Origin of the sequence: Ectothiorhodospira variabilis (assembly GCF_022227625.1) — a bacterium.
GTDB lineage: Bacteria > Pseudomonadota > Gammaproteobacteria > Ectothiorhodospirales > Ectothiorhodospiraceae > Ectothiorhodospira > Ectothiorhodospira haloalkaliphila.
Window position 1 is genome coordinate 34,324 of the sequence record NZ_JAJNAO010000014.1, and the last position, 21,238, is coordinate 55,561.

General features: G+C 62.2%; 21 protein-coding genes. 18 read left to right on the plus strand and 3 right to left on the minus strand.

Features of this window, described 5'->3' with window-relative positions:
- The first annotated feature begins 30 nt into the window (after positions 1–30).
- The 15 genes from serC (at position 31) to LPW30_RS12885 (ending at position 15,517) form a co-directional block, all read left to right on the plus strand.
- Positions 31–1,113, plus strand: a complete 1,083-nt coding sequence (gene serC / locus LPW30_RS12815; RefSeq protein WP_239681059.1) for a 3-phosphoserine/phosphohydroxythreonine transaminase — start codon at positions 31–33, stop codon at positions 1,111–1,113.
- A gap of 1 nt (position 1,114) precedes the next feature.
- Positions 1,115–2,278 (plus strand): phosphoglycerate dehydrogenase, encoded by a 1,164-nt coding sequence (locus LPW30_RS12820; RefSeq protein ID WP_025281597.1) that lies wholly within the window; start codon positions 1,115–1,117, stop codon positions 2,276–2,278.
- A gap of 30 nt (positions 2,279–2,308) precedes the next feature.
- Positions 2,309–3,400 carry a prephenate dehydratase gene (gene pheA / locus LPW30_RS12825; protein WP_025281598.1) on the plus strand — a complete coding sequence of 364 codons (1,092 nt, stop codon included), beginning with the start codon at positions 2,309–2,311 and terminating at the stop codon, positions 3,398–3,400.
- A gap of 67 nt (positions 3,401–3,467) precedes the next feature.
- Positions 3,468–4,589 (plus strand): histidinol-phosphate transaminase, encoded by a 1,122-nt coding sequence (hisC, locus tag LPW30_RS12830; RefSeq protein ID WP_025281599.1) that lies wholly within the window; start codon positions 3,468–3,470, stop codon positions 4,587–4,589.
- On the plus strand, positions 4,586–5,443 hold the full coding sequence (locus LPW30_RS12835; RefSeq protein ID WP_239681060.1) for a prephenate dehydrogenase: 858 nt from the start codon (positions 4,586–4,588) through the stop codon (positions 5,441–5,443). The genes hisC and LPW30_RS12835 overlap by 4 nt, the downstream gene beginning before the upstream one ends.
- Positions 5,444–5,536: 93 nt before the next feature.
- On the plus strand, positions 5,537–6,865 hold the full coding sequence (gene aroA / locus LPW30_RS12840) for a 3-phosphoshikimate 1-carboxyvinyltransferase (protein WP_239681061.1): 1,329 nt from the start codon (positions 5,537–5,539) through the stop codon (positions 6,863–6,865).
- Positions 6,862–7,554, plus strand: coding sequence for a (d)CMP kinase (cmk, locus tag LPW30_RS12845; protein WP_025281602.1), 693 nt, complete (start codon positions 6,862–6,864; stop codon positions 7,552–7,554). The genes aroA and cmk overlap by 4 nt, the downstream gene beginning before the upstream one ends.
- Positions 7,555–7,632: 78 nt before the next feature.
- The gene (rpsA, locus tag LPW30_RS12850; RefSeq protein ID WP_025281603.1) at positions 7,633–9,315 is read left to right on the plus strand and encodes a 30S ribosomal protein S1; all 1,683 of its coding nucleotides are present in this window, start codon (positions 7,633–7,635) and stop codon (positions 9,313–9,315) included.
- A 108-nt stretch (positions 9,316–9,423) separates the two neighbouring features.
- A complete protein-coding gene (locus LPW30_RS12855; protein ID WP_158407551.1) occupies positions 9,424–9,750 on the plus strand; it encodes an integration host factor subunit beta in 327 nt (108 codons plus the stop codon).
- 60 nt (positions 9,751–9,810) lie between these two features.
- Positions 9,811–10,083 (plus strand): LapA family protein, encoded by a 273-nt coding sequence (locus tag LPW30_RS12860; protein ID WP_238625184.1) that lies wholly within the window; start codon positions 9,811–9,813, stop codon positions 10,081–10,083.
- Positions 10,084–10,089: 6 nt separating this feature from the next.
- On the plus strand, positions 10,090–11,298 hold the full coding sequence (gene lapB, locus LPW30_RS12865; protein ID WP_239681062.1) for a lipopolysaccharide assembly protein LapB: 1,209 nt from the start codon (positions 10,090–10,092) through the stop codon (positions 11,296–11,298).
- A gap of 81 nt (positions 11,299–11,379) precedes the next feature.
- On the plus strand, positions 11,380–12,096 hold the full coding sequence (gene pyrF / locus LPW30_RS12870) for an orotidine-5'-phosphate decarboxylase (RefSeq protein ID WP_239681063.1): 717 nt from the start codon (positions 11,380–11,382) through the stop codon (positions 12,094–12,096).
- 100 nt (positions 12,097–12,196) lie between these two features.
- Positions 12,197–12,484 (plus strand): ComEA family DNA-binding protein, encoded by a 288-nt coding sequence (locus tag LPW30_RS12875; protein ID WP_025281608.1) that lies wholly within the window; start codon positions 12,197–12,199, stop codon positions 12,482–12,484.
- A 118-nt stretch (positions 12,485–12,602) separates the two neighbouring features.
- Entirely contained in the window at positions 12,603–13,496 is an 894-nt protein-coding gene (gene galU, locus LPW30_RS12880) for a UTP--glucose-1-phosphate uridylyltransferase GalU (protein ID WP_239681064.1), read from the plus strand.
- A 122-nt stretch (positions 13,497–13,618) separates the two neighbouring features.
- Positions 13,619–15,517: a hypothetical protein gene (locus tag LPW30_RS12885; protein ID WP_239681065.1), complete on the plus strand. Its 1,899-nt coding sequence runs from the start codon at positions 13,619–13,621 to the stop codon at positions 15,515–15,517.
- Here the strand turns inward: LPW30_RS12885 and LPW30_RS12890 are convergent, their stop codons facing one another.
- The 3 genes from LPW30_RS12890 to msrP all read right to left on the minus strand — a co-directional run bounded on the left by LPW30_RS12890 (position 15,518) and on the right by msrP (position 17,847).
- Positions 15,518–15,835, minus strand: a complete 318-nt coding sequence (locus LPW30_RS12890) for a hypothetical protein (RefSeq protein ID WP_025281611.1) — start codon at positions 15,833–15,835, stop codon at positions 15,518–15,520.
- 453 nt (positions 15,836–16,288) lie between these two features.
- Positions 16,289–16,900 (minus strand): protein-methionine-sulfoxide reductase heme-binding subunit MsrQ, encoded by a 612-nt coding sequence (locus tag LPW30_RS12895; RefSeq protein WP_239681066.1) that lies wholly within the window; start codon positions 16,898–16,900, stop codon positions 16,289–16,291.
- A complete protein-coding gene (gene msrP, locus LPW30_RS12900) occupies positions 16,900–17,847 on the minus strand; it encodes a protein-methionine-sulfoxide reductase catalytic subunit MsrP (protein WP_239681067.1) in 948 nt (315 codons plus the stop codon). The genes LPW30_RS12895 and msrP overlap by 1 nt, the downstream gene beginning before the upstream one ends.
- 163 nt (positions 17,848–18,010) lie before the next feature.
- Here msrP and LPW30_RS12905 point away from each other — a divergent pair, with 163 nt between their 5' ends.
- The 3 genes from LPW30_RS12905 (at position 18,011) to LPW30_RS12915 (ending at position 21,227) form a co-directional block, all read left to right on the plus strand.
- The gene (locus LPW30_RS12905) at positions 18,011–19,006 is read left to right on the plus strand and encodes a cytochrome-c peroxidase (protein ID WP_420796971.1); all 996 of its coding nucleotides are present in this window, start codon (positions 18,011–18,013) and stop codon (positions 19,004–19,006) included.
- A gap of 166 nt (positions 19,007–19,172) precedes the next feature.
- On the plus strand, positions 19,173–20,714 hold the full coding sequence (locus LPW30_RS12910) for an ammonia-forming cytochrome c nitrite reductase subunit c552 (RefSeq protein WP_239681068.1): 1,542 nt from the start codon (positions 19,173–19,175) through the stop codon (positions 20,712–20,714).
- 69 nt (positions 20,715–20,783) lie between these two features.
- Positions 20,784–21,227, plus strand: a complete 444-nt coding sequence (locus LPW30_RS12915; RefSeq protein WP_238625176.1) for a NapC/NirT family cytochrome c — start codon at positions 20,784–20,786, stop codon at positions 21,225–21,227.
- Positions 21,228–21,238: the final 11 nt, after the last annotated feature.

Consider the following 21,238-nt stretch of genomic DNA (forward strand, 5'->3'; position numbering starts at 1 on the left):
TCTGTCCGTGATCCAAACCAGGAGTGAAACATGACACGTGTCTATAACTTCAGCGCCGGCCCTGCCGTGCTCCCCGAACCGGTGCTGGAGCGCGCCCGCGCAGAGATGCTCGACTGGAATGGCACCGGCATGTCGGTGATGGAGATGAGTCACCGCGGCAAGGCCTTCGTGTCCATCGCTGCTCAGGCAGAGCAGGATCTGCGCGACCTGCTCAAGGTGCCGGACAACTACAAGGTCCTGTTCCTTCAGGGGGGCGCCTCGGGTCAGTTTGCTGCCGTGCCCATGAACCTGCTGCGCGGCAAGAAACAGGTGGATTACGTGAACACCGGGTCGTGGTCCAAGAAGGCCATCTCCGAGGCCAAAAAGTATGCAGACGTGAACGTGGTCGCCACCAGCGAGGCAGACAACTTCACTCACGTCCCCGCATTCGACTCCTGGCAGTGCAATGGCGAAGCCGCCTACCTGCACTACACCCCCAACGAGACCATCGGTGGTGTGGAGTTCCACTGGGTGCCCGAAACCGGTGACGTGCCCCTGGTGGCGGATATGTCTTCCAACATCCTCTCCCGCCCCATCGACGTCTCCAGATATGGTGTGATCTACGCTGGCGCCCAGAAAAACATCGGCCCTGCCGGTCTCACCCTGGTGATCGTGCGGGACGACCTGATCGGTAACCCCATGCCCGGTCTGCCCAGCATCCTGGACTACAGGATCCAGGCAGATGCGGACTCCATGTCCAATACCCCTCCCACCTATGGCTGGTACCTGGCCGGACTGGTCTTCCAGTGGCTCAAGGAACTGGGTGGTCTGGAAGCCATGGAACAGATCAATCGCCGCAAGGCCGAGAAGCTGTACACCGCCATCGATAACTCCGCCTTCTATCACAACCCGGTGGAGGTGTCCGCACGGTCACTGATGAATGTGCCCTTCACCCTGGCAGATGCCGAACTGGATGGGCTGTTCCTCAAGGAGGCCGAGCAGGCCGGGCTGACCACTCTCAAGGGTCACCGCTCCGTGGGTGGTATGCGGGCCAGCATCTACAACGCCATGCCGGAGGCGGGCGTGGATGCACTGGTGGAATTCATGGTGGACTTCGAACAGCGCAAGGCCTGACATGTACAAGATTCTCACGCTCAATAATATTTCCCCCAAGGGCCTGGACCAGTTCGGGCACGAGCACTATGAAGTGGCCTCGGAGATGTCTCAGCCGGATGCCATCATGGTGCGCTCAGCCAACATGCACGACATGGATATCCCCGGTAGCCTCAAGGCTGTGGGCCGTGCCGGTGCCGGTGTGAACAACATCCCCATCGATGCCATGAGCGAACGGGGCGTGGCCGTTTTCAATGCCCCGGGCGCCAATGCCAATGCCGTCAAGGAGATGGTGCTGGCAGGGATGCTGCTGGCAGCACGCAATATCCCCCAGGCCTGGGACTACGCGCGGCAACTGGAAGGGGATGATGCCAGTGTTCACAAGCAGGTGGAGGCGGGCAAGAAAAAATATGCCGGCTTCGAACTGCCCAGTCGCACCCTGGGTGTGGTGGGCCTGGGTGCCATCGGTGTGCAGGTGGCCAACGCCGCCCGCTTGCTGGGCATGCGGGTGGTGGGCTACGACCCCCACATGACCGTGAACCGGGCCTGGCAACTCAATGCCGGCGTGGAGCAGGCGGTGAGCGTGGATGACCTGCTCAACCGCTGCGACATGGTGACCTTCCACATACCCCTCAATGATCACACCCGTCACCTGATCAACAGTGACCGGCTGCACAACATGAAGCGTGGCTCGGTGGTGCTGAATTTCGCTCGGGACGAAATCGTTGACGAGCAGGCAGTGCTGGCGGCACTGGCCTCCGGGCAATTGCACGCCTATGTATGCGATTTCCCAAGCAATGGTCTCAAGGGGCAGGACAGGGTGATCGCACTGCCACATTTGGGCGCCTCCACCAGCGAGGCAGAGGAGAATTGCGCCATCATGGTGGGGGAGCAGCTGCGCGACTACCTTGAGAACGGCAACGTGCGCAATTCCGTGAACCTGCCCGAGGTCATTCTGCCGCGCGCGGGCAAGTCGCGCCTTGCGGTCATGAACCGCAACCGTCCGGACATGGTGGGGCAGATATCCCACGTGCTGGGACAGAGCAACATCAACATCGTGCACATGGTGAATGAATCCCGCAACGGCATTGCCTACAATCTGATCGACGTGGAGGATGAGATTGATGAAGAAGCGGCGCGGGGTATCGCAGGTATTGATGGCGTGTTGCGTGTGCGCGTCCTCTGACGGAGCCGAGACGGCGGGGCAGATTGATTGATGAGTGCCGGGGACGAGACAACGCTCGCTGATATCCGTCAGCGTATTGATTCGCTGGATGCGCAGATCATGGCACTGATCAGTGATCGTGCCGCCTGTGCCCAGGAAGTCGCCCGCATCAAGCGGGAGGCCGATGAGCAGGCGGAGTTCTATCGCCCGGAGCGCGAGGCCCAGGTGCTCCGACGTATCCATCAGTCGAACCCCGGCCCCCTGGATAGCGAGGAGATGACGCGGCTGTTCAGGGAAATCATGTCTGCCTGTCTGGCCCTTGAGCAGCAACTGTCGGTGGCCTTCCTGGGGCCGGAGGGCACCTTCACCCAGGCAGCGGCCCTGAAGCATTTTGGCCATTCCGTGAAGACGGTGGCCATGAGCGCCATCGACGAGGTGTTCCGGGAGGTGGAATCCGGCAGCGCCCACTATGGTGTGGTGCCGATAGAGAACTCCACCGAGGGCGTGGTGACCCACACCCTGGACCGCTTCATGCAGTCTCCGCTGAGTATTTGCGGTGAGGTGGAGCTGCGCATTCATCATCACCTGCTGTCCACCGAGAGGGACCTGGCTCAGGTGGAGCGGGTCTACTCCCATCAGCAGTCCCTGGCCCAGTGCCGGGAATGGCTGGATGCGCGCCTGAGCCATGTGGAGCGGGTCGCCGTGAGCAGCAACGCCGAGGCCGCACGCCGCTCCGCACGGGAACCGGGCACGGCGGCCATCGCCAGTGAGGCGGCAGCGGAGTTGTACGGCCTGGGGGTGCTCTCTGCCAATATCGAGGACTCCCCCGATAACACCACCCGTTTTCTGGTCATCGGGCCGCGCTCCAGCGGCCCTTCCGGCCATGACAAGACCACGCTGCTGCTGTCTGCGCGCAACCGTCCGGGCTCCCTGTTTGCTCTTTTGTCACCGTTTGCCAATCACGATGTCAGTCTGACCCGCATCGAATCCCGACCCTCCCAATGTGTGAACTGGGAGTATGTCTTCTTCATCGACATCGTCGGGCACGCCGCCGATCCTCCGGTGGCCGGGGCCCTGAAGGAATTGCGGGAGGCGGCAGAGTTGGTGAAGGTGCTTGGCTCTTATCCCAAGGCAGTGCTGTAGTTCTGGCCATCGATGGCCGGACCGCTCCCAGGGGACGGGGCGCCCATCGACACAAACAGGAGAGAGTATGAGTTGTGATTTCCAGGCCCTGGCCAACGCCGGGGTGCAGAAACTGATGCCCTACCAACCCGGCAAGCCGGTGGAAGAACTTGAGCGTGAGCTGGGTATCTCCGAGAGCATCAAGCTGGCCTCCAACGAGAACCCCCTCGGCCCCAGCCCCCGCGCCATCCAGGCCCTGGGAAGCCTGCTGGATCAGCTGGCGCAGTACCCTGATGGCAACGGTTTTGCGCTGCGTAACCGCCTGGCAGAAAAGCTCGGCGTGGAGGCTGAGTGCATCACCCTGGGTAATGGCTCCAACGATGTGCTGGAGCTCATCGCCCGCGCCTATCTGGCGCCTGGCCGCAGCGCGGTGTTTTCCGCCCACGCCTTTGCCGTTTACCCGCTGGCTGTGCAGGCCGTGGGCGCAGAGGCCCGGGTGGCCGCCGCTCATGCGCCAGACCATGCCATGCCCTGGGGGCATGATCTTGCTGCCATGGCGGACCAGGTGACTGCTACCACCCGGGTGATCTTCGTGGCCAATCCCAATAACCCCACAGGCACCTGGGTGGATGGTCAAAGCCTGCATGATTTCATCGCCGCCCAGCCGGCCGATACCCTGGTGGTGGTCGACGAGGCCTATTGCGAGTATGTGGAAGAACCGGATTACCCGGATGCCACGCGCTGGCTGGCCGAATTCCCCAACCTGATCGTGACCCGGACCTTCTCCAAGATCCACGGTCTTGCCGGGCTGCGCATTGGCTATGCCGTCTCTCACCCGCAGGTGGCAGACATCCTCAATCGGGTGCGCCAACCCTTCAATACCAATGCCCTGGCTCAGGCGGCGGCCCTGGAGGCCCTGGATGACGACGCCCACGTGAGACAGTCGGTACAGGTGAACCGCGAGGGCCTGCAGCAGCTCGGTCAGGCCTTCGACGAACGCGGTCTGGGTTACATCCCTTCCGTGGGTAATTTCATCTGTGTGGACGTGGGTGGCGAGGCCGAGCCGGTCTATCAGGCACTGCTTCACCAGGGGGTGATCGTCCGGCCTGTGGGCGGCTATGGCTTGCCCCGTCATCTGCGCGTCACTGTGGGGCGTGCCCATGAGAACCGGCGTTTCATCGACGCCCTGGACCAGGTGCTGAAGCGGTGATACGTCGTCTGACCATCTTTGGGGTGGGCCTCATCGGAGGCTCACTGTCCCTGGCCCTGCGGGCCGCGGGCACCTGCCAGGAAGTGGTGGGTTGCTCCCGCTCGGAAAGCCATCTGCGCGAGGCACAGGATCTCGGCGTCATCGACCGCTACACCCTGGACCCGGTGGAGGCCGTCAAGGGTGCGGATATGGTGGTGCTGGCCGTACCACTGGGGGCCATGCGAGGGGTTTGCGAGGCCATCCGCGGCCATCTGGAGCCGGATGCCTCCCTCACTGATGTGGGCAGTGCCAAGGCCAGCGTCGTCGAGGCTGTTCGTGAGGGGTTCGGCGAAATGCCGTTGGGGTTCGTTCCGGGGCACCCCATCGCCGGCACCGAGAAGAGCGGCGTAGCGGCTGCCTTTCCCACCCTGTTCCATGAGCGACGAGTGATCCTCACTCCCCTGGAGACCACGGATCTGGGTGCCCTGGCCCGGGTTCGGACCATGTGGGAAGAAGCCGGTGCGGTGGTTGAGACCATGTCGGTGGAACACCACGACGAGGTTCTGGCCGCCACCAGCCATCTGCCCCATCTGCTGGCCTTTGGCCTCGTGGACAGTCTGGCGCGCATGGGTGAGCGAGAGGAGATCTTTCGTTATGCCGCTGGCGGTTTTCGGGATTTCACCCGCATTGCATCCAGCGACCCGGTCATGTGGCGGGATGTCTGCCTGGCCAATCAGGAGGCCATCCTCAAGGTGATGGGTCGTTACCAGGAAGATCTGGGCATGATCACCCGGGCCATCGAAGCGGGTGATGGCGATTCCCTGCTGGAGATTTTCCAGCGTGCCAAGGGTGCTCGTGACCGTTTTTGCCCATGAGGGCGGCATCCAGCACCGTTTTTTGTTTTCAAGACCGAAGGCTACCTGATATGTCCGAGATGACCCGGCTGACCGCTGCCGAGGAGAGCATGCATGACTGACCCACAGGAGGTGATACTGCAGGTGGAGCCTGGCGGTCGGCTGCATGGCCAATGCCGGGTGCCCGGAGACAAGTCCATTTCCCATCGGGCCATCATGCTGGGTGCCCTGGCCGAAGGTGAAACCCGCATTACGGGATTTCTCGAAGGCGAGGATTGCCTGGCCACCCTGAAGGCTTTCCGTGCCATGGGCGTGGAAATCGATGGCCCTGAAAAGGGACAGGTGCATGTGCGGGGCGTGGGCCTGCATGGCCTCAAGGCGCCCGAGGGCGCCCTGGATGTCGGTAACTCGGGCACCTCCATGCGCTTGATGGCCGGGCTGCTCTCCGGCCAGGCCTTTGACTCCACCCTCACCGGCGATGCCTCCCTGACGCGTCGCCCCATGCGCCGGGTCACCGAGCCCCTGGCTCGCATGGGCGCACGCATCCGTACCAGCGATGATGGCACGCCGCCTCTTTGCATCGAGGGTGGTGCGCTGCTCCAGGGGATCGACTATCGCATGCCTATCGCCAGCGCCCAGGTGAAGTCCAGCCTGTTGCTGGCGGGGCTGTACGCGCAGGGGCAGACCTGCGTGACCGAACCGGCCCCCACCCGAGACCACACGGAGCGTATGCTGGCCGGCTTTGGCTACCGGGTGCAGCGTCATGATGGGTGTGTGTGCCTGCGCGGGGGAGGCCAGTTGCAGGGGGGCATCATTGATGTCCCGGCAGATATCTCCTCGGCAGCGTTCTTCCTGGTAGGGGCGAGCATTGCCCCGGATTGCGAGCTGCGCCTGGAGCACGTCGGCATGAACCCCACGCGCACAGGCATCATCGACATCCTCAAGCTCATGGGCGCCGATATTCAGGTGGAGAATCCGCGTGAGGTAGGGGGCGAGCCGGTGGCGGATCTGCTGGTGCGCTCGGCGCCACTGCGCGGTGTGCGCATCCCTCCTGAACTGGTGCCCCTGGCCATTGACGAATTCCCGGCGCTGTTCGTGGCAGCGGCCTGTGCCCAGGGCGAAACCGTGCTCACCGATGCCGAGGAATTGCGAGTGAAGGAGAGTGACCGGATCCAGGTGATGGCTGAAGGCCTGACCACGCTGGGCATTCGGGCTCGTCCCACGCCGGATGGGATCGTGATCGAAGGTGGGCAGTTCACCGGGGGAACCGTTGACAGTCACGGCGACCACCGGGTGGCCATGTCCTTTGCGATGGCCGCCCTGCGGGCCCAGACACCGATCCGGATACGCCACTGTGCCAATGTGAACACTTCCTTCCCCGGTTTTGTACAACTGGCGGGGCGCATGGGGCTCAATATTCAGCAGCAGGAGGGTGGGGCATGAGTGCGCCTGTCATCACCGTGGACGGGCCAAGTGGTTCGGGCAAGGGCACCATCAGTCGCCAGGTGGCCGAAAGGTTGGGGTGGGGTTTTCTTGATAGTGGTGCGCTGTATCGTCTGGTGGCCCTGGCTGCACTGCGCCGCGAACTGCCCCTGAATGATGCGGATGCCCTGTTCGATCTGGCCCGCAACCTGGATGTGCATTTTGAAACCGGGGGTGAAGAGGGTCCGCAGGTCTTTCTGGACGGCCAGCGCGTCGCCTCGGAACTGCGCACCGAGGCCTGTGGCGACGCTGCCTCCCAGGTGGCAGCCCTGCCGCCGGTTCGCGAGGCCCTGCTGGCCCGCCAACGGGACTTTCGCGTGGCCCCGGGATTGGTAGCCGATGGCCGCGACATGGGTACGGTTGTCTTCCCCGATGCACAGTTGAAGGTCTTTCTTACAGCCAGTCGTGAAGAGCGCGCCCAGAGGCGTTACAAGCAGTTGATGGAACAAGGACTTAGTGCTAACCTTCAGTCCCTTTTAGACGAGCTTGCCGAGCGTGACCGGCGTGACACCGAGCGGGCCGTGGCCCCGCTCAAACCGGCGGAGGATGCCGTTGAGGTGGACTCCACCCACATGAGCATCGACGCGGTGCTCGATGAGATATTCTCATTGGCGGCCAAGCGCGGCTTAAATACCGTCCCCGGCAGGTAAGCCAGGGATTCTTTTAAAAACAACCGGTTTGCAAACGGACTTATTGCAGGCCTTAATCAATGCAGGTTCAACTAACCCATGACAGAAAGTTTCGCGCAAATGCTCGAGGAGAGCATGGCCAGCACCCAGATGCGGCCCGGCTCCATCCTTCACGGCACCGTCATCGACATCCGCAACGACATGGTTGTGGTGAACGCCGGTCTGAAATCCGAAGGTGTGATTCCGATCGAGCAGTTCTATAACGACAAGGGAGAAGTCGAAATCCAGGTGGGTGACGAGGTTGAAGTCGCCCTGGAAACCCCCGAAGACGGCTTCGGCGAGACCCGCATGTCCCGCGAGAAGGCCAAGCGGGCCAAGGCCTGGGAACGCCTGGAAGAAGCCATGGAGAAGGACGAAACCATCTCCGGCATGATCAGCGGCAAGGTCAAGGGCGGCTTCACTGTCGAACTGGGCGATATCCGCGCATTCCTCCCCGGCTCCCTGGTGGATGTTCGCCCCGTGCGCGACACCGCCTACCTGGAAGGCAAGGAGCTGGAATTCAAGCTCATCAAGCTGGATCGCCGCCGCAACAACGTCGTGGTGTCCCGCCGTGCCGTGGTGGAAAAGGAATACAGTGCCGAGCGCGAGGCCCTGCTGCAGAACCTGCAGGAAGGCATGATGCTCACCGGTATCGTCAAGAACCTCACCGACTACGGTGCGTTCCTGGATCTGGGTGGTATCGACGGCCTGCTGCACATCACCGACATGGCCTGGAAGCGGGTCAAGCACCCCTCCGAGGTGGTCAATATCGGTGACGAGATCAACGTCAAGGTGCTCAAGTTTGATCGCGAGCGCAACCGTGTGTCCCTGGGCCTCAAGCAACTGGGTGAGGATCCGTGGGAGAACATCACTCGCCGCTACCCCGTCAGCACCCGCCTGTTCGGCAAGATCACCAACATCACCGACTACGGCTGCTTCGTGGAAGTGGAAGACGGCGTCGAGGGTCTGGTGCACGTCTCCGAAATGGATTGGACCAACAAGAACGTCAATCCCGCCAAGGTGGTGACCGTGGGCGAGGAAGTGGAAGTGATGATCCTCGATATCGACGAGGAGCGTCGCCGCATTTCCCTGGGCATGAAGCAGTGCCAGCCCAATCCGTGGGACGAATTCGCCGCCATGCACAACAAGGGCGAGAAGGTCACTGGTGTGATCAAGTCCATCACGGACTTCGGCATCTTTGTGGGCCTGGACGGCGGCATCGACGGTCTGGTTCACCTGTCCGATCTGTCCTGGAACATGCCTGGCGAAGAAGCCGTGCGCAACTTCCGCAAGGGCGAAGAGATCGACGCCGTGGTTCTGTCCGTGGACCCCGAGCGTGAGCGTATCTCCCTGGGCCTCAAGCAGCTGGACAAGGATCCCTTCTCCAACTTCGTGGCCGAGCACAGCAAGGGCAGCATCGTCAAGGGTGTGATCAAGGAAGTGGACGCCAAGGCAGCCATCATTGATCTGGGCGATGGCGTCGATGGCGTGCTGCGTGCTTCCGAACTGTCCCGGGATCGCGTTGAAGACGCCCGCACCATGTTGAATGTGGGTGAGCAGATTGATGCCAAGTTTGTCGGCGTGGACCGCAAGAACCGCACCGTGAGCCTGTCCATCAAGGCCAAGGAAACCGATGAAGAGCAGGAAATGATGCAGGACTACAGCAGCTCCTCGGTGGCCACCACCTCGCTGGGTGACATCCTCAAGGAACAGCTGGCCGGTAACGATTCGGATAAGAAGTAATCGGGAGGGCACCAAGCACGCTGGAGCCAGGGATGGCTCCATCGGGCCGCTGACTCCGCGCTCGAAGGCACCCGGCGAACCAGCCAGGGATTGTCATGGTGGTGTAACGTGCAACAGGGCAGAACGATGACGAAATCGGAACTCATCGATATACTAGCTCGCAAACAAAGCCATCTCGCGTACAAAGATGTCGAGCTGTCTGTGAAGACCATCCTCGAACAGATGAGCCAGGCCTTGGCGACTGGGGATCGCATCGAAATCCGTGGTTTCGGAAGTTTTTCCTTACACTTCCGCCCGCCACGGGTGGGGCGCAACCCGAAGACGGGCGAGACCGTGTCTCTTCCCGGGAAGTACGTGCCCCATTTCAAGCCTGGCAAGGAACTGCGGGAGCGGGTGAACGAGCCGGAAAAGCCTGACAAGGTGGCGATCCGCTGACGTGGCAACAACCAATGTCCACAATCGGGAATGCAGCCCATGAGTCGATTGATACTTATCTTGTTTGTTATCGTAGCCGTTGTGCTGGGAGCCAGCTTCACGGTCATCAACGCAGGGGACGTGGATGTCAACCTGTACCTGGAGACCTACCAGGTGCCCCTGTCCATCGTGGTGTTCGTGAGTCTGCTGCTGGGGGCCATCCTTGGGGGGTTGGCCACGTCCGGCATGGTGATGAGTCGGGGCCGTGAGGTGCGTCAGATGCGCAAGCGCTGCAAGCGTGCCGAAGACGAAATCGCCAGGCTGCGCCAGTTGCCCAGTAGCGGGAAGGTGTAAGCCTGCATGCTCGAACTCCTGTGGCTGCTGCTACCCGTAGCAGCAGCTTCGGGATGGCTCGCAGCGCGCCGTGCCCAACAGGGGTCCGAGGCCCCGGGTCGGGGCGCTGCCTTTTCGTCCGAGTACATCCAGGGCCTCAATTACCTGCTCAGTGAGCAGTCTGATCGTGCCCTGGAAGTCTTCATCGATATGGTGGAGGTGGATCCAGAGACGGTGGAGACCCACCTGATCCTGGGCAGCCTGTTCCGGCGAAGGGGCGAGGTGGACCGGGCCATCCGGATACACCAGAACCTCATGGAACGCCCCGGTCTTGAACCGGCCCAGCGGGCCAACGCCTTGATGGAACTGGGGCGTGACTACATGAAGGCCGGCGTACTGGACCAGGCAGAACATCTCTTCAAGGAACTGGTCGAGCTTGGCTACCTCCAGGCCGATGCTTACAAACGCCTCAGGTCCCTTTACGAACAGGAAAAGGACTGGTCGCAGGCCATCTGGGCCAGCGAGCAACTCTGCGAATTCTCCAGCGAACCCCAGAACCAACGCATCGCCCACTATCATTGCGAGTTGGGCGAAATGGCGCGTGGGCGGGGCGATCGCGAGGAAGCGGGGCGCTGCGCCCGCAGGGCGCTGAGCTTTGATCAGCATTGTGCCCGGGCCAGCATTCTCATGGGAGATCTGGCGCGGGAGGAGAATCATCCCCACTTGGCCATCGAGCACTACAGTCGGGTGATGCGTCAGGATGCGGGGTTCGTCACGCTGGTGCTGGAGCAGGCCCGGGAGGCATTCCAGACGCTGGGCGATACAGCGGGCTATGAGAATTTCCTGCAATCAGTGCGCGAGAATGATGCCTCGGTCAGTTCAGCCCTGGCGTTGGCACGACTGCTCCACGACAAGGGCCAGCGGGAGCCCCTGGACCAGTTGTTGACAGAAGAGATGGGGCGGGATCGGGTGCCTTTGCGGCTGGTGAAGGAATACCTTCTCATCATGTCTGCCCGCGGCGAAGCCGCTGATGTGGATGCGCTCGACAAGGTGGCCAGGGCTCTGGGCGCCTTCCTGAAAGAGCGCCCTCAATTTGGCTGTGTGCGTTGTGGCTTTCAGTCCCGTAATCATTTCTGGCATTGTCCAAGCTGCCATGCCTGGGGCAGTATCCGGCCCCTGGAACGGCCTCAGGTAGCCCGTCCGGAAACCTCCCTCACACCTCCGGCAGGTAGCTGAAGAGGCGGTGTGCACCCAAGCCTCCGTGCGTTGACCTCGCCTCTATCCATTTCATCCCTCACCCGAACTTCCGTTGCCCACATGCTGATCCAAAACTCTGAACCACGCATCATCATCGCCCTGGACTTTCCCGACGCCGATACGGCACTGTCGTTCGTGAAGTCCCTGGATCCTGCCCAATGTCGTCTCAAGGTGGGCTTCGAGTTGTTCGTGGCCGCTGGTCCGACGCTGATCGAAGCCTTGCAGACCCGCGGTTTCGAGGTCTTTCTGGATCTGAAATTCCATGATATCCCCAACACCGTCGCAGGCGCCTGCCGCACGGCCGCAGCCTTGGGTGTGTGGATGATCAACGTTCACGCCAGCGGTGGCCGACGCATGATGGAAGCGGCGCGGGAGGCGCTGGAAGGGGAGGGCAAGCGTCCTTTGCTGATCGCGGTGACCGTGCTCACCTCCATGGATGATGCGGAGCTGGAGACCTGTGGCATCGGGCGGGGTGTGGATGAGCAGGCCCGTTTCCTGGCTGGTTTAACCCAGGAAAGTGGCCTGGATGGAGTGGTGTGTTCGGCTCGGGAGGCCCCCGTTCTGCGACAGGAACTGGGTACCGAGTTCCTCAAGGTGACCCCGGGTATTCGCCCTCGCGGTAGTGAGGCGGGGGATCAAAAGCGCATCGTCACGCCCGCAGATGCCATCCGCGATGGGGCCACGCACCTGGTCATTGGCCGTCCCATCACCCGGGCGCAGGATCCGTCTGCCGTGCTTGCCGCCATCCATCAGGAGTTGTTGGGTCTGGAGACTTGAAGAACCCGCAGACTTGGGTAAGATAGCGGATGTGAGCCGCGGGATGGCAGGACAGACTGGCTCACGACACACCATGGATATGCCAAGGAGGCAATTGGTCATGAAGCATCTCTCCGTTTTGATCCTGTTTTTTCTTTGCACCTTCACCGCGGCTGGTTTGCAGGCCGGCGGCCCGGTGGATATCAACCGGGCGGACGCCCAGGCCCTTTCACAAGCCCTGCAGGGTGTGGGGCCTGCCAAGGCTCAGGCCATCGTGGAGTATCGCGAAGCGAATGGCCCGTTCCGGTCAGTCCACGAGCTGACACAGGTGGGGGGTATCGGCGTCCGGACTGTGGAAATCAATCTGGACGTCATTACGCTGGATCAGGATGTGGCAGCCAACCAATAGACGTCGGGAATATTGACCTGGCGACGAGGACCAAGGGGCAGCAGCGCTGCCCCTTGTCTTTTTGTGGGGCGGTCGCGCATGCTTCCACTACCACTCAACTGGACGCTGAAGACTCATTATGCACAAGAAGATTCGCAAGGCCGTCTTTCCCGTGGCAGGGATGGGAACGCGTTTCCTGCCGGCCACGAAGGCCAATCCCAAGGAAATGTTGCCGGTGGTGGATAAGCCGTTGATCCAGTACGCCGCCGAGGAGGCTGTGGCGGCCGGGATTGATGTTCTCGTGTTCGTCACGGGCCGTAACAAGCGCTCCATCCCTGACCACTTCGACAAGGCCTATGAACTGGAAACGGAGCTGGAAGAACGTGGCAAGGAGAAGATGCTGGAGATCGTGCGAAATATCCTGCCACCCCACGTGACGTGTGTGTATATCCGTCAGGCCGAGGCCCTGGGCCTGGGGCATGCGGTGGGCTGTGCCCGTCCCGTGGTGGGAGACGAGCCCTTTGCGGTGATCCTGGCCGATGACCTGATCGACGGCGAAGGAGGCGGTTCCGCCCTCAAGCAGATGGTGGACGTCTACGAGGAATATGGCTGCAGCATCCTGGGGGTGGAAGACGTGCCCAAGGACGAGACGCACAAATATGGTGTGGTCAGCCCCGAGCGCGTGACCGACAGGCTCTGGGATGTGAAGGGTATCGTGGAGAAGCCGGCCCCCGCCGACGCACCATCCAACATGGCAGTCGTGGGTCGTTACATCCTCACGCCCCGCATTTTTGACCTGATCGAAAACACCGGCAAGGGGGCCGGGGGGGAAATTCAATTGACGGACGCCATCTCCGATCTCTTGGGAGAGCAGCGTGTGTTGGCCCAGCGCTTCCAGGGGACCCGTTACGACTGTGGCAGCAAGCTGGGTTACCTGCAGGCCACAGTGGAATATGCCCTCAAGCACCCGGAACTGGCTGATGATTTCCGTGGTTATCTACAAAACGACGTGTGCAAGCGCATCCTGGGCTGATGATTCGATAGCTGGTCCGTGTCTCTTGTGCCATGGCGTTGTCCGCGGGCGGTCGTCGCCCGCGAGGCGGTGCACTGCCTCCCTGAGGACAGTCCCCGCAGGCTCCCACGGAATGACTTGAAGTGAAATGGAGCCAGTTCAGTCGTTTTCGGCGCCCCCGACAGCAGGACGGGGTTTCTCTGGGGCGGGCGGAAAACGAGAAGATGGAACGCGTGACGCGGGCCGTCAGGCGTGTGCGCGTCTCCCGTAATCTCCTGAAGCTTGTCTGGACCGCCGGGCCGGTCACCGGCCTGGGCCTCTACGGTGGCTACTACATCGGCTACGGACAAGCTCCGTCTCCCCAGCTTCTCACCTATTTCATCAGCTTTACCATCCTCTCGGGCCTGATCGGTCTGCTTGCCACGATTGTTTACGACAGCACCCACGGCATGTCCAAGGAGCAGGCCCGGGCGGATGTGCTGGAAACCATTGATATCCTCGGTGACCTCATTCTGGCTGTTCGTGATCTCTCCATGGAGGGTTTTGAAGTGGATGTTCGCCGCCGGGAGGCGGCTGTCCAGCTGCTGCAGCGCGTGGATCTGTCGCCGGATGGGGTGGCCTTTGCCTGCGAAGAGCTGATCGGAGACCCGGAATTGGGCCAGACACTGGCCCATATTGATCATCTTCGTCGGGCGGGCCTGTACAGCCGTATCCGGGATCTGCATCTGGAGCATGGGAAGCGTTTCGACAAGGCCCTTTCGGAGCTTCAGCCCGTGGCTCCCATCGCTGCCTCCATCCTGCGCGAGCGTTACATGGGTGGGGCGCCCAAACTGCAGCATGGTACGCCCAGGGACGAGTTCTTCGTGGAGCGCGTGATGGCAGCCATCGAACAGGACAATCCCCTGTTGATGACGGCGGCCGACGTGGAGGCCATGCTGGTATTGGCTTTCGAACTGATCAATGGTCGCGAGATTCCCCTGCTGCTGTTCAGTTACAGGGGAAAGTGGCGTCTGGCCGCAGCACTGGACCGGCTGGAGGAGCAGCGCAGTCGCTACCGCATAGCCCAGGCCGCGGGGGGCAACCGGATCCGTGCGCTGGCCTCCTGGCTGGTGGAGGCCGAGGCCCTACCCTACGAGGAGGTGCCGGAAGGATTGTCGACACCCGTGCTGGTGGAACGTGTGCTCCAGGCACTGGATGGCATGGCACGGGATCTTTCCGAACTGAGCGGGCGGGTCGGCGATCTTCCTGACGGCGTCACCTCGGGTGATATACGGCGCCAAGGCGATATCCTTGCCAATGCCGTACGGCTTTACCGCATGGCTCATGAGGCCTTCAAGGATATCGGTCGCGTGCACGCGGAGTTTCTCAAGGCAGCGGAGGATTGGGAGCGGTTCGTTTCTGCGTTTGGCGAGGAAACCGGTCAGTTGCGCCTGGGGCCAGGCAGCAAGGGCCTGCGGATTGTCGAGAAGGTGGTCAGCCTGGATGAGGATGCCCGGGAGGCTTTTTGCAGCCACATCGTCAATTACCTTCACGGTGAACATCTGGAGAAACGTGGTCGGCGCTTTTTCACGCGTCAGGACGGGCGTCGTCGTGCGCTGACCCTGGAGGGGGCCCGGCAATTGGCCGTGGAAGTGGCCCTGGCGCTGGAGCCGCATGTGCAACTGTCCCGGGCGGAGGTGCAGCGGGGTGTGGGTGCCACCAATGCCAGTTACCTGGGGGGGCTGGAGCCGGGGATGAGCGCTCAGGATAAGCGTGCCCTGGGCGAGGCGATGGCTCAGGACGTGGAACAGGATATGAGCCAGCCGGCAGAACGGCTGGCCCTGGTCCTGGTGAAGCACTACCGGGTGCAACTCACAGAGGATGCGTGTGAGTTTCTCAAGGAGACCTACGGGGCCAGAGAGCAGGTGTTGAGCATGATTTCCCAAAGTCAGGCCGAGGAGATGCCCCGAATGAACCTGCTGAGTCAGCGTCCCCCTGTGGTTCCCGTGCCCCGACGCAAGTGGTACCGGGCGCTGGCCCAGGCCCGCCGGGTCCTGCCGTGATCAGGGCTGGGGTGGGCGGCTCTTGGCCTGCTCTGGCATGTGTCGATTCAGGCGGGCCAGTGTGCTCTCCGGCAGCCCCCGGGTGAGGCGTCGCGCCGTGTGGTCATCCAGGCTGCGTAGCACAAGGATCTGCGACTTTTCCGCCAGTTGCAGGAAGTTCAGGCGTGCGGAGCCGAATTCACCGTGGCAACAGGCGCGATAAACGACCTTCGGGCTGACGGGGCGGCCAGCGGGGCTGGTGCCGGGTGTGTTGGGAAAATCCACCGACAGCATGGCGCGATTCAAAAGACGGGTGAGGTTATGGGCAATCCGGTTCATGGGCCTCTCCTGGCTGCCGGGGGCAGCACGGGTTGACGATGCATGGGGTACGTGACGGCCTTGTTGGCCGTGTGGGCATGCACGAGAGGACCTCGAAGAGCGGTCGAGAGGAAACACAGGCAGACACAAAACCCGAGGCGCGAACCTGAGCTCAAGTCACGCGTCTGGGTGAATGCCTGCGGGGATTTCAAGCTCCCTGACTGCGCCGACGGCGGCGACACATCAGGAAGCCCTGGAGCGGCAAGGGGTTACCGCGCGGAGGACTGACCCTGACGGACGTCGCGGCATGTCGGTCGCGGGCCAGCGAGGGCCTCGGCGCGCATGCATCTACAACAACTGTCCATCGTTGGAAAACGCCTCTGTTGCTAGACAAGTGCCGTGCGCACAAGGGCGCGACGACGCACACAGTTTACCGCGGGGTGCGCCCCATGTGAAGCCGGCAGGGTGGTCACCTCAGGAACGGGATAACAGCCCATCGCCCAGGCGAAAGCCGATCAGCCCCATGAGAACGATGGCGCTTACCAGTACCTCGGGACGGTCCCCCCGGTCCACCAGGGCGAAATGCCAGATGCCACCGGCCGCAGATAGATACCCCAGCCGATGCAGCCATTGCCATCGGCGGGGACCGAGTAATCCCTGGGCGCGCCGCACGGATGTGAGCACCAGTGGCACAAGCAGCAGCAGACTGATCAACCCCACCTGCAGGTGCAGCATGCGGGCGATCTCATCGACGATGAAGTCCCAGAACCAGGCCTGCTCCAGGCCGAGCCAGACCAACAGGTGCAGGCTCAGGTAGGTGAAGGCCCAAAGGCCCATCTGCCGGCGCACGGCCATGAATGCCGTCCACCCGGTCAGGCGAAACGCGGGCCCCAGGGCCAGGGTGGCCAGCAGCCAGTAGAGCCCCCAGCGACCCAGGTGATGCAGCAGGGTCTCCTCCGGGAACACCCCCAGATGATCCGTATGCCAGGCCCACGCCAGCCAGAACAGTGGTGTCAGCGCGGCGGCCAGTACGGCCAGGCGCGCCAGGGTGTGCCAGGGAAACGAGCGCGTGCGCTGTTGCTGCATCAGAAATTCTTCTCCAGATCCATGCCGGTGTACAGGGCGGCCACCTGTTCCTCGTAGCCGTTGAACATCAATGTACGCCGGCGCCCACGTTCGCCCAGGCGACGTTCCGTGGCCTGGTGCCAACGTGGATGGCGCACGTTCGGGTTCACGTTGGCGTAAAAGCCGTATTCCCTGGGTTGGCTGGCCTCCCAGGATCCTACCGGCTGATCCTCCACCAGGCGGATGGCGACGATGGATTTGATGCTCTTGAAGCCGTATTTCCAGGGGACCACCAGGCGCAGCGGCGCGCCATTCTGGTTCGGCAGAACCTCGCCATACATGCCCACCGCCAGCAGGGTGAGGGGATGCATGGCCTCGTCCAGACGCAGGCCCTCCCGATAGGGCCAGTCCAGGATGTCGCGACGCTGGCCCGGCATCTGCTCGGGGTCGTGCAGGGTCTCGAATTCCACAAAGCGGGCGCGGGAAGTGGGTTCAAAGCGCCGGAGGAGGTCCCCCAGGGGAAACCCCACCCAGGGGATGACCATGGACCAGGCCTCCACACAGCGTAGCCTGTAGATGCGCTCCTCCAGGTCATGGGGCTTGAGAATGTCCTCCAGGGTGTAGACACCTGGCCGGTCCACCTCGCCTTCGATACGCACCGACCAGGGATCGGTCCGCAACTGCTGGGCATGCCTCTTGGGGTCTTCCTTGCCGGTGCCGAACTCGAAGAAATTGTTGTAACTCGTGGCCGTCTCACGATCGGTGAGGGCTTCATCGGTGTTAAAACGCCCTGGTGCGACGTCGGATACCCGGTCGCGCCAGGCCAGGGCGCTGCCCGGGAACAAGCCGGGGAGAGCGGCGGCACCCAGCACGACCGCAGCCTGCTTCATGAAACGTCTGCGTTGGGCGTATAGCTCCCTGGGGGTGATCTCATGACTGGGTGGAACGGGATAGCGGTAACGGGTCATGCAGGCACCCCTCGCATTGTAATGGGTGGTTAGTTGATCAGGCTCATGGCTTTGACCATTACTGGACTGAATACGTTGAACAGCCCCGAGGTTCGTCGTAAAAAGGTATTTAGAATTAGTCTAATTCAATGAGACGCAACAGGTGAAGTAAAAGGAGATCATGATGAAAACATGGGCACGTACGATGGCTGGCGTTCTTCCAGCAGCGCTATTGATGGGGGCTGCGACCCTGCAGACGGCCACTGCACAGGATTTTGAAAGCTACAGGGACTATTTTGAACCACTGCCGGCGTTGCCGCCCATCCCGGCCAACAACTCCCTGACCCCTGAGAAGATCGAATTGGGCAAGATGCTGTTCTTCGAGCCACGCATCTCCGCCAGTGGCGTGATCAGCTGCGCCTCCTGCCACAACCCCGCCCTGGGCTGGGCAGACCGCATCCCCCTGGCCGTGGGGCATGAAGGGCAGGTGGGTGAACGCAACACTCCCACGGTGCTGAACTCCGGCTTCCTGGAGGCTCAGTTCTGGGACGGTCGCGAGCCCGACCTGGAAGGGCAGGCCCTGGGGCCCATCGAGGCGGACGTGGAAATGGCCATGGACCTGGGCGATGCCCTGAAGGAGCTGGCGAAGTTCGATGAGTATGTGGAACGCTTTGCCGAGGCCTTCCCGGAAAAGGACGAGCCCCTGGAGGCCGACAGCGTGGCCCAGGCCCTGGCCAGCTTCCAGCGCACCCTGAACACGCCCAACTCACCCTTCGATCGCTACCTGCGAGGCGACAACCAGGCCATGAGCGAACAGCAGAAGCGGGGCATGGTGGCCTTCGTGAACAGTGGCTGCATCGCCTGTCACCGGGGGCCCAACATGACCGACAGCCGCTTTCACCGCTTCGAGTTGCCGGGCTCCACGGATGAGGGACGTTACGTGATCACCGGCGAGGAACGGGATAGGTTTGCCTTCCGTACCCCCACCCTGCGAAACGTGGCGGTCACCTATCCCTACTTCAACAACGGCAGTGTGGATAATCTGCACGATGCCGTGCAGTTGATGGGTGAGCAGATGCTGGGCCGCAAGCTGGAAGAGGATGCAGTGGACGACATCGTGGCCTTCCTGCATGCCATGACTGGCGAGATGCCGCAGGTGACCTTCCCGGCGCTGCCGTGATCATCCTCTGATCGTCGGCCCCCTCGTGGTGCCCGGCATGGTCCGGGCGCCACGACTTTCGGGCATGTCAATGACCGGGGTTCGGGAAAAAACCACACTGCCCGACTATTCTCGGTGGAGAGACAGATCACCCGGGTCACGGCCCGGCGTGAACCGGGAGGGCACCATGCGTCGGATCTTCACCCTGGTCACCATGTTACTCGTGGCGACGGCCACGGTTTCCGCCTCGTCCGAGGAGGCATCATCCCTGGGTGAGGGGAATGCTGCCTTCAGGCATCTACCTCAGTACGAGTCCTATCTGAAAAACAACGATGACACGGTCATGACCGAGTTCGGTGGGTCGGTGCCCCATCGCAAGCATGACGACTTCAACCCCCTGCCCATCGGCTACAAGCACGCCCAGCCCTATCTCAAGAATCTCTGGCTGGGCTATCCCTTCATGTATCACTACGACCGGGCCCGGGGACACACCTTTGCCCTGACCGACGTGACCAAGACGGACCGGGTGAACCGGTTCAGCGAGCATGCCGGCCTGCCGGCCACCTGCTGGAACTGCAAGACCAACACCATGCCGCAGTTGCTGGAACGCCACGGCGATGATTTCTGGTCGCAAAATTTTCATGACTTTCGGGAAATGCACGATCCCGTACACCACACCGTGGGCTGCACCAACTGCCATGACCCCGCCGACCGGATGCGTCTGACCCTCACCAGTGTGCCCCTCAAGGAGGCCCTGGCGCGTCAGGGCCGCGATTGGCGCGAGGCATCCCGGGACGAGATGCGTTCCCTGGTGTGTGCGCAGTGCCACGTGGAGTATTACTTCGAGACCGGCGAGCACGGCGTGGCGGCCAAGCCGCACCTGCCCTGGGACAAGGGCATGAACCCGGAGGACATCTACCGCTTCAAGGCCGATGGCGACCCCGAGCGGGATGGCTTCAAGGGGCAGTTCGTGGACTGGACCCATGCGGTCTCGAAAACGCCCATGATCAAGGCCCAGCATCCCGAATACGAGATGTTCCACGACAGCGTTCATGCCCAGGCCGGCGTCAGTTGCGCCGACTGCCACATGCCCCGGGTGCGCATGGGGCCGGTCACCATCACCTCCCATCACTGGACTTCGCCGCTGAAGACCGAGGACATGATTCGCACCGCCTGCGCCGGCTGCCATGATGATCTCAGCCCGGCCCAGTTGCGCGAACGCACGGAGTACAATCAGGCCCGGGTCTGGCGGCAGTTGAACATCGCGCAGGAGAAGTCGGTGCGCGCCCATGAGGCGGTCCGCATGGCCATGGAACACCCGGGGGTGGACGAGGCGGTGCTGGCGCAGGCCCGGGAAAAGGTGCGCAAAGGCCAGTGGTTCTGGGATTATGTCTCGGCCGAGAACAGTGCCGGGGCCCATAATCCGGTGAAGGCCCTGGATACCCTGGCGTCGTCCCAGCAGTACAGCGATGAGGCCGTGCAATTGGCGATTCGCGCCACGGGCCATGCCATTGCCGCCGATCTGGATGCACCCATCGCGGAACAGGTGCCGCCCATCCGCGAGCATAGCCGCAAGTTGCAGCAGGATGAGGCACATCTGGCGTCCCACCCCTGGCTGGAATACTTGCCGTTGCTGCCCAAGGCAGAAAAGGTGTGGGATGGCACCGAGCGGGTGGGCCGTGGGGAAGGCAAGGAGGGCAGTGGGGATGCAGCCGCCGACTACCCCTGAGGCTGACCGGGGAACTGAAAGTCATATCCCGGGGCGCAGGCCAACCGGGTCCTGGAAGGGGAGGTGAACATGAGCAAGATCGGAGTTGCCACCATCCTGGTCCTCGTGCTGGTGCTCGTCGTGGGTGGCGGCGCGGGACACCAGGTGACCACCACGGATGCCTTCTGCAGCTCCTGTCATGCCTATGAGAAGGTGTCCTGGGATCAGGGGCAGCATCCCGAAGTGGGGTGCCTGGACTGCCACACCGGTGGTTTCATGCACGACAAGATTCAGGGCGCACGCAAGGTGTATCGGGTCTTCACCGGCCAGGTGGATCCTCATCACGACCCCTTGCCCAGCTACCCTGAGAAGACCCATGGCAATTGCGTGGCCTGTCATCTGAACGAGGCCGTGGTCGAATATCATCCCATCTTTGCGGCGCGTCATGAACGCTACATGGAGGCAGCCGAATTCTGCATGGCCTGCCATGAATCGGGGCACGTGCTCAGCGTGAGGGCACAGCGGGATCGCTGAGCGCACCGATG

Excerpts from the sequence above, each read along its gene's own strand:
- serC (WP_239681059.1), top strand. The coding sequence starts at position 31 with ATGACACGTGTCTATAACTTCAGCGCCGGCCCTGCCGTGCTCCCCGAA.
- LPW30_RS12820 (WP_025281597.1), top strand. The coding sequence starts at position 1,115 with ATGTACAAGATTCTCACGCTCAATAATATTTCCCCCAAGGGCCTGGAC.
- pheA (WP_025281598.1), top strand. The coding sequence starts at position 2,309 with ATGAGTGCCGGGGACGAGACAACGCTCGCTGATATCCGTCAGCGTATT.
- hisC (WP_025281599.1), top strand. The coding sequence starts at position 3,468 with ATGAGTTGTGATTTCCAGGCCCTGGCCAACGCCGGGGTGCAGAAACTG.
- aroA (WP_239681061.1), top strand. The coding sequence starts at position 5,537 with ATGACTGACCCACAGGAGGTGATACTGCAGGTGGAGCCTGGCGGTCGG.
- cmk (WP_025281602.1), top strand. The coding sequence starts at position 6,862 with ATGAGTGCGCCTGTCATCACCGTGGACGGGCCAAGTGGTTCGGGCAAG.
- rpsA (WP_025281603.1), top strand. The coding sequence starts at position 7,633 with ATGACAGAAAGTTTCGCGCAAATGCTCGAGGAGAGCATGGCCAGCACC.
- lapB (WP_239681062.1), top strand. The coding sequence starts at position 10,090 with ATGCTCGAACTCCTGTGGCTGCTGCTACCCGTAGCAGCAGCTTCGGGA.
- pyrF (WP_239681063.1), top strand. The coding sequence starts at position 11,380 with ATGCTGATCCAAAACTCTGAACCACGCATCATCATCGCCCTGGACTTT.
- LPW30_RS12875 (WP_025281608.1), top strand. The coding sequence starts at position 12,197 with ATGAAGCATCTCTCCGTTTTGATCCTGTTTTTTCTTTGCACCTTCACC.
- galU (WP_239681064.1), top strand. The coding sequence starts at position 12,603 with ATGCACAAGAAGATTCGCAAGGCCGTCTTTCCCGTGGCAGGGATGGGA.
- LPW30_RS12890 (WP_025281611.1), bottom strand. The coding sequence starts at position 15,835 with ATGAACCGGATTGCCCATAACCTCACCCGTCTTTTGAATCGCGCCATG.
- LPW30_RS12895 (WP_239681066.1), bottom strand. The coding sequence starts at position 16,900 with ATGCAGCAACAGCGCACGCGCTCGTTTCCCTGGCACACCCTGGCGCGC.
- msrP (WP_239681067.1), bottom strand. The coding sequence starts at position 17,847 with ATGACCCGTTACCGCTATCCCGTTCCACCCAGTCATGAGATCACCCCC.
- LPW30_RS12905 (WP_420796971.1), top strand. The coding sequence starts at position 18,011 with ATGAAAACATGGGCACGTACGATGGCTGGCGTTCTTCCAGCAGCGCTA.
- LPW30_RS12910 (WP_239681068.1), top strand. The coding sequence starts at position 19,173 with ATGCGTCGGATCTTCACCCTGGTCACCATGTTACTCGTGGCGACGGCC.
- LPW30_RS12915 (WP_238625176.1), top strand. The coding sequence starts at position 20,784 with ATGAGCAAGATCGGAGTTGCCACCATCCTGGTCCTCGTGCTGGTGCTC.